Source organism: Falsirhodobacter sp. 1013 (assembly GCF_051195255.1).
Taxonomy (GTDB): Bacteria; Pseudomonadota; Alphaproteobacteria; order Rhodobacterales; family Rhodobacteraceae; genus Falsirhodobacter.
The window spans coordinates 187,390-201,504 of record NZ_JBNJLK010000002.1 but is presented as its reverse complement, the minus strand read 5'-3'; the positions used below and the strand labels follow the sequence as shown (position 1 = coordinate 201,504).

The 14,115-nt window shown below is 65.7% G+C and carries 11 protein-coding genes; 2 read left to right on the top strand and 9 right to left on the bottom strand.

Going from position 1 to position 14,115, the window contains the following annotated elements:
- Positions 1-73 precede the first annotated feature (73 nt).
- Both ACSHZY_RS04465 and ACSHZY_RS04460 read left to right on the top strand, forming a co-directional pair.
- Positions 74-2,443, top strand: a complete 2,370-nt coding sequence (locus ACSHZY_RS04465; protein WP_435166015.1) for a DUF3772 domain-containing protein — start codon at positions 74-76, stop codon at positions 2,441-2,443.
- A 41-nt stretch (positions 2,444-2,484) separates the two neighbouring features.
- Complete coding sequence (locus ACSHZY_RS04460) at positions 2,485-3,258, top strand: FadR/GntR family transcriptional regulator (protein ID WP_435166013.1); 774 nt, start codon at positions 2,485-2,487, stop codon at positions 3,256-3,258.
- Positions 3,259-3,263: 5 nt separating this feature from the next.
- Here ACSHZY_RS04460 and ACSHZY_RS04455 read toward each other — a convergent pair whose 3' ends face one another.
- The 9 genes from ACSHZY_RS04455 to ACSHZY_RS04415 all read right to left on the bottom strand — a co-directional run bounded on the left by ACSHZY_RS04455 (position 3,264) and on the right by ACSHZY_RS04415 (position 14,113).
- A complete protein-coding gene (locus ACSHZY_RS04455; protein WP_435166010.1) occupies positions 3,264-4,085 on the bottom strand; it encodes a carbohydrate ABC transporter permease in 822 nt (273 codons plus the stop codon).
- Complete coding sequence (locus tag ACSHZY_RS04450; RefSeq protein WP_435166007.1) at positions 4,082-4,966, bottom strand: carbohydrate ABC transporter permease; 885 nt, start codon at positions 4,964-4,966, stop codon at positions 4,082-4,084. Before ACSHZY_RS04450 ends, ACSHZY_RS04455 begins: the two co-directional genes overlap by 4 nt.
- 51 nt (positions 4,967-5,017) lie before the next feature.
- Positions 5,018-6,295: an extracellular solute-binding protein gene (locus ACSHZY_RS04445; protein ID WP_435166004.1), complete on the bottom strand. Its 1,278-nt coding sequence runs from the start codon at positions 6,293-6,295 to the stop codon at positions 5,018-5,020.
- A gap of 46 nt (positions 6,296-6,341) precedes the next feature.
- Positions 6,342-7,409, bottom strand: a complete 1,068-nt coding sequence (locus ACSHZY_RS04440) for an ABC transporter ATP-binding protein (protein ID WP_435166001.1) — start codon at positions 7,407-7,409, stop codon at positions 6,342-6,344.
- A 2-nt stretch (positions 7,410-7,411) separates the two neighbouring features.
- Positions 7,412-8,908, bottom strand: coding sequence for an alpha-N-arabinofuranosidase (locus ACSHZY_RS04435; protein WP_435165998.1), 1,497 nt, complete (start codon positions 8,906-8,908; stop codon positions 7,412-7,414).
- Positions 8,909-9,029: 121 nt separating this feature from the next.
- Entirely contained in the window at positions 9,030-10,703 is a 1,674-nt protein-coding gene (locus ACSHZY_RS04430; protein WP_435165995.1) for a catalase, read from the bottom strand.
- A gap of 105 nt (positions 10,704-10,808) precedes the next feature.
- Positions 10,809-11,579 carry a Hint domain-containing protein gene (locus ACSHZY_RS04425; protein WP_435165993.1) on the bottom strand — a complete coding sequence of 257 codons (771 nt, stop codon included), beginning with the start codon at positions 11,577-11,579 and terminating at the stop codon, positions 10,809-10,811.
- Between the two features lie 105 nt (positions 11,580-11,684).
- Positions 11,685-12,713: a LacI family DNA-binding transcriptional regulator gene (locus ACSHZY_RS04420; RefSeq protein ID WP_435165990.1), complete on the bottom strand. Its 1,029-nt coding sequence runs from the start codon at positions 12,711-12,713 to the stop codon at positions 11,685-11,687.
- A gap of 86 nt (positions 12,714-12,799) precedes the next feature.
- Positions 12,800-14,113: a c-type cytochrome gene (locus ACSHZY_RS04415; RefSeq protein WP_435165987.1), complete on the bottom strand. Its 1,314-nt coding sequence runs from the start codon at positions 14,111-14,113 to the stop codon at positions 12,800-12,802.
- Positions 14,114-14,115 lie beyond the last annotated feature (2 nt).

The following is a 14,115-nucleotide window of genomic DNA, read 5'->3' as shown; positions in this document are numbered from 1 at the left end:
CGCAGCCTTGGCAGACTACCCTTTTCCCGGTCCGTGTGGCACGGACAGCCATCCCAACGCATGATCGACGCCGATGACCCAGATTCTCCGCCTTGTTTGCCTGATGTTCTGCCTTCTGCTGGGGACGGCCGGCGCGCTGCCGTTGCCGGCGGCTGCACAGGTGTCCTCCGCCCTGCAGGATCAGGTCAACCTCCTCAACCAGGCGTCGGCCAATCTGGACACGGTGCGGTCCGCCCTTCAGACGGAACGCGCACGGTCGGATTACGACGCCCTGCGCACGCAGGCGCAGGAAGCGGCGGCCACGGCCAACGCCACGATCGGCATCCTGACCCCGCGCCTGACTGAACTTCAGGCGACGTTGGCGGCGATCGGGGAGCCCACGGATGGTGAGGCGCCGGTCATCCAGAACCAGCGGGCGGACCTGACCAGCGAAAGCGATCAGCTCGACTCGGCCGTCAAGCAGGCCCGGCTGCTGGTGACCAGCGCGAACGAGACGGTGGAGGCGATCAACCGCGCCGTCACCGCCCTTTTCAACAAGAACGTCCTTGAACGCGTGGCCTCCCCCTTCACGCAAGCCTACTGGCAGGCGCTGTTTACCAACCTTCCGACCGATTTCGACCGCCTGACCAACTTCTTCAACGCCGCCACCAACCGCTTCATGACCGCGATGACCGTCAGCGGAATCGCGATCCTGTCGGGGGCGCTGGCGCTGGCGGGGCTGCTTCTGCTGCCTGTGCGCCAACGCCTCAACCAGCTGGGGCAGAACTACGCCGCCCATCGCGCGCCGCAGACGCAGTTGCGGCGCACCGGCCTTGCGCTGTGGTTCGTCACCGTAGGCTCTCTGACCTCCACCCTCGCCTTCCTGATCGTCGTGCAGGCGTTGCAATGGGCGGGGGCACTCACTTCCTCCGCGTCCTCGCTCGCCTGGACGCTTCTTTACGCCGCCTCCTTCGGGGCGGTCACGATCGCTCTCGGCTCCGCCCTCCTGCTGAAGGACAAGCAGTCCTGGCGCCTGCTGCCGATCGAAGATCACGACGCCCACGTTCTTCATCCCTTCCTCGGGGTCTCGGCCGCGCTTGCAGTGCTGAGCGCAGGCCTGACCGAGATGAACCGGATCGTCGGGGTCAGCCCGTCCGCCAACGTCACCGGCAACCTTCTGATCGCCACCCTTCACGTGGGGCTTCTCATCTCCATCCTGATCGCGCTGCGCGGGTTGCGGGGCGCGCGGGATCTTCAGGCCGGACAGGTGACGGAGCGCCGGTCCCTCATGACGGTCGCGATGCTGGTCGGCTGGATCACGGTGGTTGTCTGCGTGATCGCGCTGGTCCGCGGCAACGTGAACCTGGCCCTGCTGATGGGACGCGAGGTGCTTTGGGGCACCATCGTCATCTCGGCCGCGTATCTTCTGATGGCCGCGGTGGATGACATCGCGACGAACGTCTTTTCCGAAAACAGCCCGGCCGGACGGTCCCTGACGCGGGGCTTCGGGTTGCGCCAAAGCACGGTGCGGCAGCTGGGGCTGATCGTGTCGGTCCTCGGTCGGATCGCCATCGGCTTTCTGGCCCTGTCGGCCATCCTCGCGCCGCTGGGCGGGGGCACGGGTCCGGCCTACACCAAGATCTCCGGCATCTCCATCTCCTCCATCGCGGTGGGGGGCATCGTCATCCAGCTGGGCGCCATCGCGCGGGCGGCCATCGTCTTCGCGATCGGGATCGCCGGCATCCGGATGATCAGCGGCTGGCTGGACAAGACCTATCTGCCCGCCACGGAACTGGACGCGGGGGCACGCAACTCCGCTTCCACGATCATGCGGTATCTGGGCCTTGCGGTGGTGGTCACATGGGCGGTGTCGTCGCTGGGCATCGGGATGGAACGGCTGGGCCTCGTGGTCAGCGCGCTGTCGGTCGGCATCGGTTTCGGCCTTCAGGCCATCACGCAGAACTTCATCTCGGGCCTGATCCTGCTGGCCGAACGGCCGGTGAAGATCGGCGACACCATCCGCATCGGAACCGACGAAGGGGATGTGAAACGCATCAGCGTCCGATCGACCGAGATCCAGATCGGCGACAGGTCGACCCTGATCATCCCGAATTCGGAACTGATCACGAAGAACGTCCGCAACCTGACGCTGGCCAACCCCATGGGCCGCATCCAGATCGAATTCACCGTCCCGATGGAGGAGGACGCCGACGAGGTGGCGCGCGTCCTGCTGAAGCTGTTCCGCGACCATCCGGCCGTCTTTGACGACCCGAAGCCGTCGGTCTACATCGACTCTCTTGTCGAAGGGATGATCAAGTTCAACAGCTTTGCCTTCGTGGCCTCCCCCCGCTTGGTCTACGGCACGCGAAGCGATCTGCTGTTCCGCCTTCTGGCCGAACTGAAGGCGCGGGACGTGGGACCCGGCCATCCGCCGGCCGCCGTCGCCGGGATGGATGACGCGTGAACATCGTCGCTTTTCCTGCCCCGGTCTGATAAGCTCCGACAATGAAACAGGCCGCGCCGACCGACCCCGCCATGTCATTTTCCACCCGGTCCGTGCGCCGGATCAACGGCTCCATCGCCGACTGGCTGGGGCGGAAGATCGTGTCCGGCGATCTGGCGGAAGGGGAGCAGGTCCCGACCGAGATGGACTTCATCCAGCAGGCCGGCGTGTCGCGCAGCGCCTATCGCGAAGCGCTGCGGCAGGTGGCGGGCAAGGGCATGCTGATCAGTCGCACGCGCAGCGGCACCCGCGTCGCCCCGCGCGAGGCGTGGACCTTGCTCGACCCCGACGTCGTGCGCTGGTTCTTCGATTCCGGCCCCCCGCCGGACTGGTTCATCCGCGCGATGTACGAACTGCGCTCCATGATCGAACCGGCGGCCGCGGGGTTCGCCGCCCAGCGCCGGACCGAGGCGGACCTTGACGCCTTCCGCAGCGCCCTGCACGCCATGCGCACCTGCGAGATGACGGAAACGAGCTGGCACCAGGCCGATGCCGGGTTTCACCGCGCGCTGCTGCGCAGTTCGCAAAATCCCGTCCTGATCACGCTGGAAGCGGGGATCTGCGCGGCCGTGGCCTTCACCACGGCCTTCCGCTATCGCGACATGCCCAACCCCCACACCCGCAATCCGGTCGACGAACACGCCGCCGTCTTCGAACGGATCGAGGCGGGGGACGCGTCCGGCGCCCACCGCCTGATGGCCCAACTGGTCGACACCGCGCTTCTGGACACCTCGGGGGCGACGGTCTTCGACCTGAAGACCGCCCCTTCCCCCTGACGCCCCTACCCCTTGACGCCCGAGGAAATCATCACGGCTTCCGTCACGCGACGCTGGAAGATCAGGTAGGCGATCACCACCGGCGCGGCCCCCAGAAGCGCCACCGACATCAGCCGGGCATAGGCCACGCCGAACGCGTCGTTCACCTGCGTCAGGCCCACGGGGATGGTCATCATGTCCTCGGTCGTGATGACGAGGAACGGCCACAGGAACGCGTTCCACGAGGAGATAAAGGTGATGATGCCCAGGGCCGTCGTGATGCCCCAGTTCAGCGGCAGATAGACCCGGAACAGCAGGGTGTAGTCGCCACCCCCGTCCAGCACGACCGCCTCCTTCATCTCTTTCGGGACGGCGTCGAAGAACTGCTTGTAGACGATGATCACCACCGGCACGACCAGCTGCGGCAGGATGATCCCGCCCCAGGTGTTGATCAGGCCCAGATCGTTCATCAGCATGAACTGCGGCACCACCAGAACCTGCGCCGGCACCATGAAGCTGCCCAGCACCACACCATACAGCAGCCGGCGCCCCGGAAAGGTCATCTGCGACAGCGCATAAGCGCACATCATTCCCGTCAGCAGCACGATCGCCGTGATGATCAGCGATGTCCCGATGGAGTTCACGTACCAGTTCAGCAGGTTGGAGTTGAAGAGCGCGTCATAGTAGGCGCCCAGCCGGAATTCGTCCGGCACCAGCCCCGCCGCGTCCGACACGACCCGGTTCTCGCTGCGGAGGGAGGTGATGACCGCCCAGTAGAGCGGGAAGATCCAGATCAGCCCGGCCGTCAGGGCCAGCGCGGTCAGGGCCGCGTTCTCGACACGTCTCATCGCCGTCCCCTTATCCGCAGGATCTGATATTGCAGCACCGACACCGCGACGATCAGCAGGAACACGACCAGCGAGATCGCCGCCGCGTAGCCGCCGTTGTTCTGCTGGAACGCTTCGCGGTAGACCATCAGAAGCAGCACCGAGGAGTTGTTGAACGGCCCGCCTTCGGACAGAAGGTAGATCTGGTCGAAGATCTTCAGCTGAAGGATCAGTTGCAGCGTCAGGACCAGCGCCACCACCGGCCAAAGCAGGGGCCAGGTCACGCGCCGGAACTGCTGCCGCCGGTTCGCCCCGTCCAGCGCCGCCGCCTCGTACAGGTCCGTGGGGATGTTGCGCAGGCCGGCCAGCAGCAGCAGCACGTTGAAGCCGTTGGTCCACCAGATCGTCACCAGCGCGACCGAGGGCATGACCCAGTAGGGGTTCTTGAACACGGGCACGGGCTTGCCCGCGATCTGTTCCAGCAGCGGTTGCAGGATGCCGAACTGGAAATCCAGCATCCAGGCCCAGATCTGCGTCACCACCGACACGGGCAGGATGTAGGGCAGAAAGAACATCGCCAGCACCAGCGCCTGCATCCGGCCCTTCAGCCGCTGCACCATCAGCGCGATGCACAGGGCGATCAGCGTGGTCGGGATCACCGTCAGCAGCACGAAATACCCGTTGTTCTTCAACGAGGTGTAGAACAGCCGGTCGTCCAGAAGCTCGCGGTAGTTTTCAAGCCCGATCCATTCGCCGCCCCCGATCAGCGTGGCGTTGGTGAAGCTCAGCCGGATCACCTCGGCGATGGGATAGGCGAAGACCACCGCGAAGATCAGGGTGAAGGGCAGGATCAGGGTCAGGGCGACCATCCGGTGGCGCCTCTGGTTGCGTATCATCGCCATGGAACGCTCCTTTCTGCGGACGGCCCCCGGCGATGCGGGGGCCGCGAACGATCAGTTCAGCACGCCTTCAAGCTCGGAGCGGATCTCTTCCACCGCGTCCTCGGGCTCCATGTAGCCGTGGATGGCCGGCGAGATGATGTTGATCGCCGCGTCATAAACGGGCGAGGCCACGCCTGCGGCTTCCGAGCGGGGATCATAGGTCGCACGATCGGCCAGACCGGCATAGCTCGCATTCGGCTCCATCGCGCGGAACGCTTCGGATTCGGCCACGGGCTTGTAGGCGGGGATGTGGCCCGCCGCGGCCCAGTCCAGCGAATGCTCCTCCATCCAGCCGATCAGGGTCATGACGGCCGCACGCTTTTCGGGGTCCATCTGGGTCTTGCCCTGGATGGGGATGGCAAAGCCGTGGCTGTCGGCCCAGTTCGTCTGCTTGCCCATCAAGGGCGGGATTTCGGCCACACCCCATTCAAAGCCCAGGTTCCCGCCCTTTTCCAGATCGACCATCGTCGGCACCTCCCAGGCGCCGTTGAAGAAGAAGGCGGACTTGCCCGAGGTGAAGAGCGCGACCGACGCCTCGTAGGCCGCCTGCTCGGGCTGCCAGCCTTCCTCGAACCAGTGGGTCATGACGCGGATCGCGTTGGCGGCCTTTTCACCACTGTCGCCCGGAAGAACCTCGCCATCGGCCGAAATCAGTTCCCCGCCCTGCTGGGCCAGAAGGCTGTAAAAGACGCGATAAACGCCGCCATCATCGCCCGTGGCATAGGAGATGGGGGCCTCCGCGCCCTTGTCCTTGGCTGCGGCCAGCGCGCCTTCGAACCCTTCCAGCGTGTCGACGCCCGTCAGCTTGCCGTCGGCGTCCAGATACTCGGTCCCTTCCAGCAGCGTCTTGTTGTAAAAGAGGACGGTCGAATGGATGTCGAAGGGCACCGCGTAAAGCGTGCCGTCCGGCCCCTTGGCGGCTTCCAGCGCGGGGCCGAAGAAGTCGTCCTCCTTCAGGCCGGCCGTTTCCATATCCGCCACCGTGATGGGCGTCAGGACCCCTTCCTGCAAGGCCATCGGCAGGCGCGACAGGTGATAGCTCATCACGTCCGGCCCCTGCCCCACCGCCGCCGAGGTGCGGATCTTGGTGTAGAAGGGCGTGCCCCATTCCAGCGAAGTCGCGGTCACGGCGATGTCGGGATGTTCGTTGTTGAACTGCTGCAGCAGCGCCTTCATGCGCACGCCGTCGCCGCCCACGAAGAAGTCCCACCAGGTGATCTGCTGCTGGGCCAGCGCGGGGATCGCGGTGGACAGCAGGATGGCCGTCACAAGCGAGGTCAGTCGTTTCATTCTTGGTTCCTCCTCTGTTGACCGGACCTCCCCGTCCGGTTTTTCCTCAGCGCAGCCGCAAGCCCTCCGCCGTGAAGCACAGGACATGCGCGGGATCGACGGCAAGGTGGATACGCTGCCCCTCCAGCCGGTCCCGCAGGCCCCGGCGCTCGAAGACGACATCCGCCCCCGAAGCCAGGCGCGAATGGATGAAGGCGTTGCCGCCCAGTTCCTCGGCCATTTCCACCAGCACCGGAATGCCGGTTTCGGCGGGAACCAGATGTTCGGGGCGCACCCCCAGCGTCACGGCGCTCCCTTCGGCCGGGCGGTTGATGACATGGGCCACGATCTCCCCCTGCTCGGTCGCGGCGCGGATGCCCTGCGCCGTGTGCGCCACCACCGTGCCGTCCAGGAAGTTCATGGCCGGCGATCCGATGAACCCGGCGACGAAGCGGTTGTCCGGATCGTCGTAAAGCCCCAGGGGCGCGCCCGACTGCTGGACGACGCCGTTCTTCAGCACGAAGATGCTGTCGGCCAGCGTCATCGCCTCCACCTGGTCATGCGTGACATAGATCATCGTCGCGCCGATCTGGTGGTGCAGGCGGCTCAGCTCCAGCCGCATCTGGACGCGCAGTTCCGCGTCGAGGTTCGACAAGGGTTCGTCGAACAGGAACACCTCCGGTTCGCGCACGATGGCGCGGCCGATGGCCACCCGCTGCCGCTGACCGCCCGAAAGTTCGGACGGACGCTTGTCCAGATGATCGGTCAGCTGCAGGATCCGCGCCGCTTCGCGCACCTTGCTTTCCCGCTCCGCCCGCGACGCCTTCGCGAGGCGGAGCGAGAAGGCCATGTTCTCGGCCACCGACAGGTGCGGGTAAAGCGCATAGGACTGGAACACCATCGCCACGCCGCGCCGCGCCGGCTCCACATCCGTGACGTTGCGGCCGCCGATCTCGATCGTGCCGCCGGTGCTGTTTTCCAGCCCGGCGATCATGCGCAGCAAGGTGGACTTCCCGCAGCCCGAGGGGCCCACGAAGACGCCGAACTTGCCTTTCTCGATCGTCAGCGACACGTCCCTGATGACGTCGATGGCGCCGAAGGATTTGCGCACGTTGCGCAGAACCACCCCGGACATCGTCACACCTTCAGGCGGATGACGTGATAGGACAAGGGCGGCAAGGCACCCACGACGTTGCCATCCTCCACCCCGATGCCCGTGCCGTCCACGGGCGCGATGGGTTCGGCGTCCGGACCGTTCGTTGCCATCAGATCATGCCCCCCGATCATCTTGTGAAAGTCGAGTGTCGCCTTGAAGCCCGTCAGCGACAGACGCAGATCCAGCGTTTCCCGCAAGTGGCGGTTGATCGCGAAGATCGTGACACAGCCTGCGCCCTGAACGGCCGTGATGTCCAGATAATCCACGTCGGAGGCCACCGCGCAATCATACTTCGGCCCGTCCACCGCCACGCGCAGCGCCGTGCCCCGCCCATAGACCGAGGCCATCTGGTAGGGCCAGTAGATCGACTGGCGCCACGCCTTGCCGTTCTTGTCCGCCCGGATCGGGGCGATCACGTTCACCAGCTGCGCAATGCAGGCGATCTTCACGCGGTCCGACCGGCGGATGAACTCGTTCAGAAGGCCACCGACGAACAGCGCGTCCTCGAAGGTGTAGGTTTCCTCCAGCAGGTCGGGCGCTTCGGGCCAGTCCCAGGTGCGCCAGCGCCGTCCGTCCTCCTCGCGCCGGTGATACCAGACGTTCCATTCGTCAAAGCAGATGTGGACGTCGTTCTTCGCCCGCTTCTTCGATTTCACGAAATCGATCACGCCGCCGATCGTGTTGATGTAGCGGCCCGTTTCCTCGATCTTGCCAAAGAAGTTCAGCGTGTCGCGGGACGAGTTGCCGAAGTACTTGTGGAGCGAGATGTGGTCCACATGCTCGTAGCATTCCTCCAGCACCACCCGTTCCCATTCGGGATAGGTCGGCATCTCGTCGTTCGACGATCCGCAGACGATCATCTCGGCGTCGGGGGTCAGGGCACGCAGGGCCTTCGCCGTCTCGTCCGCAAGGCGGCCGTATTCGCGGGCGGGCTTCGCGCCGATCTGCCACGGGCCGTCCATCTCGTTGCCAAGGCACCACATCTTCACGCCATAGGGCTTTTCCACCCCGTGGCTGCGGCGCAGGTCGGACCAGTAGGTGCCGCCGGGATGGTTGACGTATTCCATGAAGTTGCGCGCCTCCTCGATCCCGCGGGAGCCGAGGTTCACGGCCAGCATCATGTCGATGCCCAGCTCGTTCGCCCAGATGGCGAATTCGTTGATGCCGACCTGGTTGGTTTCGCGCGACCGCCAGGCCAGATCCAGCCGGACGGGGCGATCCTCTTTCGGGCCGATGCCATCTTCCCAGCGATAGGCGGACACGAAGTTGCCGCCGGGATAGCGGATGGCCGGGATGTTCAGGTCGCGCACCATGGCCGCCACGTCGCGCCGAAACCCGTTTCCGTCGGCCTGCGGGTGGCCGGGCTCGTAGATCCCCGAATAGATTGCCCGCCCCATATGCTCGATGAAGGCGGCGTAAAGCCGGTCGTCGATCTTGGAGATTTCGAAGTCCCGATGGATGGCGGCCTTGACCTTCATGTTCTTCCTCCCTGTTTGTCTGACAAACTAGAAGGCAAAAATCAGGCTGTCAAAACTATTCGTGCAAATGACAAAGGCCGCATCGCTGCGGCCTTTGCGGGGGATGAATGACGCCCGGAGTTTACTTCGCCGCGTCCAGCGTGCCGTTCAGCACTTCCTCGGCCGTGGCCTGACGGTTCTTGACCGAGCTTGTCCACTGGCCCCAGACGGTTTCGTCGATCACGTCGTTGTTCGCGCCAAGGCTGGCCAGACGACGCTGGTCCTCCTCGGTCAGCACCTGCTTGGGCAACGGCCCCAGATGCTTCAGGTCGGCGGCGGTGATGCCCAGCATCTCGCCCATGCGGTTGCCGTAATCATCGTGCACCATCATGAAGTGCCAGACCATCCGCTCCTGCACGTCGCGTTCGCAATCGGCCAGAAGGGTGCCCATGTTCAGCACCAGATCGTCCCGTTCCCACTGCATCATCGTGCAATAACGGCCGCGCGCCTGAACATAGTCGTTGCGGCGTTCCAGCACGCTGCGGGTCAGGTGGCCGCGGATCTCGGGCTGGTTGTTAGGGGCATCGCGATCGGATTCGTGCAAGCCGTTGTGGATCGACGGCTCGAAGTTGACATGGGGGTTCTGCCCCGGTGCCAGATCGCGCCCGAACGACATCTGCCCGCCGTCATAGTTGGTGGACACGCGCGCGTTCTTGGCGCGGTTCACCGGCAGTTGCAAATAGTTGGTGCCCACGCGGTAACGCTGCGTGTCGGAATAGGAGAAGGTCCGCCCCACCAGCATCTTATCGTCCGAAAAGTCCAGCCCGTCCACCAGCACGCCCGTGCCCATGGCGATCTGCTCGTTCTCGTCGAAGAAGTTCTCCACGTTGCGGTTCAGGGTCATCACGCCGACATGGCGCAGCGGGAAGTCCTTTTCCGGCCAGATCTTGGTGTCGTCCAGCGGATCCCAGTCCAGCTCGGGATGCTCGTGATCCTCCATGATCTGCACGAAGAAGTCCCATTGCGGATACTCCCCCCGCTCGATCGCGGTGAACAGGTCCTTGGAGGCGGAGCCGAAATCCCGGCCCTGCACCTTCGCGGCCTCGTCCGCCGTCAGCGAGGCCAAGCCCTGCCGCGGGTGGAAGTGGTACTTCACCAGAACCGTCTCGCCCTGCGCGTTCACCATCTTGTAGGTGTTCACGCCGAAGCCTTCCATGTGGCGGTAGGACGCCGGAATGCCGCGTGGGCTGAACAGGTGCGTCAGCATGTGCATGGCTTCGGGCGTCTGCGACATGAAGTCGAAGATGCGGTTCGGTTCCTGCCGGAAGGTGACCGGATCGGGCTTCAGCGAATGGATCACGTCCGGGAACTTGATCGCGTCGCGGATGAAGAAGACGGCGAGGTTGTTGCCGACCAGATCCCAGTTCCCGTCCTCGGTGTAGAACTTCACGGCGAAGCCGCGCGGATCGCGGGCCGTTTCGGAACTGTCGCGCCCGCCGATCACGGTCGAAAAACGGATCGCCAGCGGCGTCTTCTTGCCCTTGTCCTGGAACAGCTTGGCGCGGGTGTAGGTGGAGGCGGGTTCGTCCCCGATCATCCCTGTTGCCTCGAACTCGCCATAGCAGACGAAGCCGCGCGCATGGACCACGCGCTCCGGAATGCGTTCGCGGTCGAAATGGGTGATCTTTTCAAGGAAGTGGTAGTTTTCCAGCGTCGCCGGGCCGCGCGGACCCACGGTGCGCTGCGACTGGTTGTTCGTGATCTCGTGCCCCTGACGGTTGGTCAGGGTCTTGTTGTGTGGCGGTTGGTCTTCCATGGCGTCTCTCCCCGAGGGCTGTGGAAGCGAAAGGTAGACCTGCGTTCCGGGCCTTCAACATCGCCGCCGGAAGTTGACGCGGGGCGGCGGATCCCGGCCCGCCGGTCAGACCAGCAAGGCCGCTTCGGACCGCGTCAGGACGCGCCGCGCCGTCCGGCCATAGCTTTCGGGCAGCGTGCGCAATTGCGGAAAGACGGCGAACACCCCTTCCCGCGTGGCGTCATCCAGGCCGCCGAACCCGTGATCGGCGGGGTGATAGCTTTCGGTGGCCACCCCATTGACCACGATCACCTCGTGCCGGTCGAACAGCAGGTGAAGGTAAGTGACCGTTTCCCGCTCCTCCACCGTGACATGCCGTCCATCCACCAGGTGCCGGGCCACGGCCAGCACCTCCGTCTCGCCCTGCAGCCGCGTCGCGCGGGGGCCCTCGATCAGCATGCGGTGATGGGGGGACACGACAAGGTCCGCCGTCAGGCCGGGAAAGGCCGCCGAACGGATGCGGACGGGGGCGAGGCCTCCAAGGCCCGGAACCTCCGTCCGGCCGACCCACCGAAGGGGTTGCAGGCCACGGTCCCGCGTCACCACCATGTCGCCGGCCATCAGCGTTTCCACCGCACGGGGGCCGCCGTCGGTCTGCACCCTCGCGCCGGGCGTGAAGCAGATGATCCGTTCGGCGGCAGGAAAGCCAAGCCGTGTGCCATCGGCCAGGGTGATCCGGCCGGGGGCACCCGCCAGAGGTTCGGTTCCGACGATCCCCCGCCCCGATCCGCCCGGTGCCGGACCCGCCTTTCCGAGGGTGATCCGGCCGCCCGACCGCGCGTCGGCGGCCTCAAGACCTGATGCGATCTGCCCGCTTTCGATGGCCGTCTCCCACACGCTGATCCTGTGAGACAGCCTCACCGGGCCAAATTGTGCAGAACAATCTGAACATGTGTCAATACATCTTAAAGATGCATTTTATCCGGCTCCCGCACGGCCGGATCAGAAGCTTTCCCGTATCCGGATCTCGATCGGGACCTCGCGGAAGGCGGGGCCCTGAAAGCCGCAGGGCAGGACCGTGTCCTCCATCGCGCCGACCAGATCCTCGACCACCCGCTCCACCGGATGGCTCAGCACGACATCGAGGGTGCCGTCCTTCAGGCAGCGGTTGACCGCGTCGCTCAGCTCCGTGCCAAGGATGATCAGGCGGCCGCGCTGTTCGGGGGTAAGGGCGGCCACCGCCCCTTCCACCCCGCCGCCGGCGATGACCAGCGCCACGAGGTCGTCATGGCGCGGAACCTCCCGCTCCACGATGCGGCGGGCTTCGGTGTCGGATTCGAAGGTGTGCCGCGTGTCCAGCACCTCCAGCCGGCTGTGGCGTTCGGCCAAGGCCTGCCGCAACCCCCTGTCATAGCCCTGATGTGCGCGATAGCCGGGTGCCCCGATCAGCATCATGACGCGGCCCTGCGGCGGGCAAAGCTGGTGGATGAACCATCCCGCGCTGCGCCCCATCTTCAGCGCGTCGGACCCGACAAACCCCGCACGGTCGGGCGTCGACAGGTCCGAGAACATGGCCCAGACCGGCACCCCCCGCGACGCCAGACGCCCCACCGCCTCCCGCACCAGCGGATGATCCAGCAGCACGGCACCGATCGCGTCGCACTCCTCGCCCAGCGCTTCCAGCGCCTGCGCCATGCCCTGCGGATCCAGATCCTGCAAATGATGGACCACCGCCCGCCCCTGCACGCGCTGCGACAGGCGCACCCGCTGCGTCAGGCCGTTGGCCAGCTGGGCGTACAGCGAACGGTCGCGCTGGTTCAGCAAAAAGCCGAAGGTCTTGGACGGCGCGCCTTCCATCAGCCGCTGCCGGATCACGGGCACCCCGTGATAGCCCAGCCGCTCGGCCGCTACGAGGACATGCTCGATCGTGGCGCGCTTCACGGCGCCCCGCCGGTTCACGATCCGGTCCAGCGTGGACAGGCTGACCCCGGCGGCGGCGGCGATGTCTTCAAGCGTGGATCGGCGGGGCAATCGGGTCACTCCCTCGGGAATGAAGGCACCTCATACCGACGGGGGTCCGAAACGCAAGCGGGCCGCACAAGGCGGCCCGTTTCCGATCACTGCGGGATGGCCAGCTTGTCGCGGGCCTGCGTGTCGGCGCGCATCTTCGCGACATCCGCCACATCCACCGGCGGCGCGGCGTTCCCCCAGCTGTTGCGCACGTAATCCAGGATCTCGGCCAGCTGCCGGTCGCTGTATTTCCACGCAAAGGACGGCATCCCCGCCCCCGTCGGACTTTCGTGCGAGGAGACGGCCCGTCCCCCCACCATCAGCGCGTGGGTCAGGTTCGTGATGTCGGGCGACAGCATGGCCGCGTTCCCGGCAAAGGCAGGGGCCAGCAGCCCCATCCCTTCGCCATGCGGACCGTGGCAGGCCGAACAGCTCACCTCGTATTCCAGCGCGCCGCGCTTCATGGCGTCGCTTTCCGCCGCCAGCGGTTCGGGGCGCACGGCGTCCGATCCCGGCACGGTCTTCAGGTAGGTGGCCACCGCGACAAGATCATCCTCGGTCATGTGCTGCAGCGAATGCTCGATCGCTTCGGCCATGGGACCGGCGGCGACCTCCACCCCGTTGGTGCCGGTGCGCAGGTATTGCGCGATGCTGTCGACCGACTGCGCGCCAAGGCCCAGATACTCGTTCGACGTGATCTCCGGCGCATAGGAGGTGCCGAGGCTGCCGCCTTGCAGGTACTGGCTGGCCACTTCGCCCGACAGGATGTTGCGCGGGCTGTGGCAGGCCGAGCAGTGACCGCCGCCGTCCACGATGTATTTGCCGCGGTTCCACACCTCGTCCTGCGATGCGTCGGGCGCATAGCCCGCATTGTCGAAGAACAGCATGTCCCAGCCCACCATCGCCAGACGGATGTTGAAGGGGAACTTCATCCCCGCCGTCTCGTCGATGTCGTTCTGCACCGGGGGAACCGTGGACATGTAGGCCCACAGGTCGTGCATGTCGCCGTCGCTCAGGTTCTTGTAGGCGGTGTAGGGCATGGCCGGATACAGGGGCCCGTGCTGGCCAAGCCCCTGCCGCAGCGCGTTGAAGAAATCACGCTCCGTCATGGCGCCGATGCCGGTCGCGTCCGGCGTGATATTCGACGACACGAGAACGCCGAAGGGCGTCGCGATCTCATACCCGCCGGCAAAGCTGCCGGATTCGCGCGTGTGGCAGGCGGCGCAGTCGCCGGTCCGCATGACGTATTCGCCCCGCGCCACGGCCTCGGGGTCGGCCTTGAACTCCGCCAGGGTCACGCTGTCGTCGGCCACGTCCGAACGGGACGTGTCCAGCGTGTCCCAGGCCCACCAGCCCGCACCCGCCGCCGCGATCACCGCCACCGCGGCGACGCCGCCGCCGATCTTCTTCCAGTTCGCCATGG

Excerpts from the sequence above, each read along its gene's own strand:
- ACSHZY_RS04465 (WP_435166015.1), top strand. The coding sequence starts at position 74 with ATGACCCAGATTCTCCGCCTTGTTTGCCTGATGTTCTGCCTTCTGCTG.
- ACSHZY_RS04460 (WP_435166013.1), top strand. The coding sequence starts at position 2,485 with ATGAAACAGGCCGCGCCGACCGACCCCGCCATGTCATTTTCCACCCGG.
- ACSHZY_RS04455 (WP_435166010.1), bottom strand. The coding sequence starts at position 4,085 with ATGAGACGTGTCGAGAACGCGGCCCTGACCGCGCTGGCCCTGACGGCC.
- ACSHZY_RS04450 (WP_435166007.1), bottom strand. The coding sequence starts at position 4,966 with ATGGCGATGATACGCAACCAGAGGCGCCACCGGATGGTCGCCCTGACC.
- ACSHZY_RS04445 (WP_435166004.1), bottom strand. The coding sequence starts at position 6,295 with ATGAAACGACTGACCTCGCTTGTGACGGCCATCCTGCTGTCCACCGCG.
- ACSHZY_RS04440 (WP_435166001.1), bottom strand. The coding sequence starts at position 7,409 with ATGTCCGGGGTGGTTCTGCGCAACGTGCGCAAATCCTTCGGCGCCATC.
- ACSHZY_RS04435 (WP_435165998.1), bottom strand. The coding sequence starts at position 8,908 with ATGAAGGTCAAGGCCGCCATCCATCGGGACTTCGAAATCTCCAAGATC.
- ACSHZY_RS04430 (WP_435165995.1), bottom strand. The coding sequence starts at position 10,703 with ATGGAAGACCAACCGCCACACAACAAGACCCTGACCAACCGTCAGGGG.
- ACSHZY_RS04415 (WP_435165987.1), bottom strand. The coding sequence starts at position 14,113 with ATGGCGAACTGGAAGAAGATCGGCGGCGGCGTCGCCGCGGTGGCGGTG.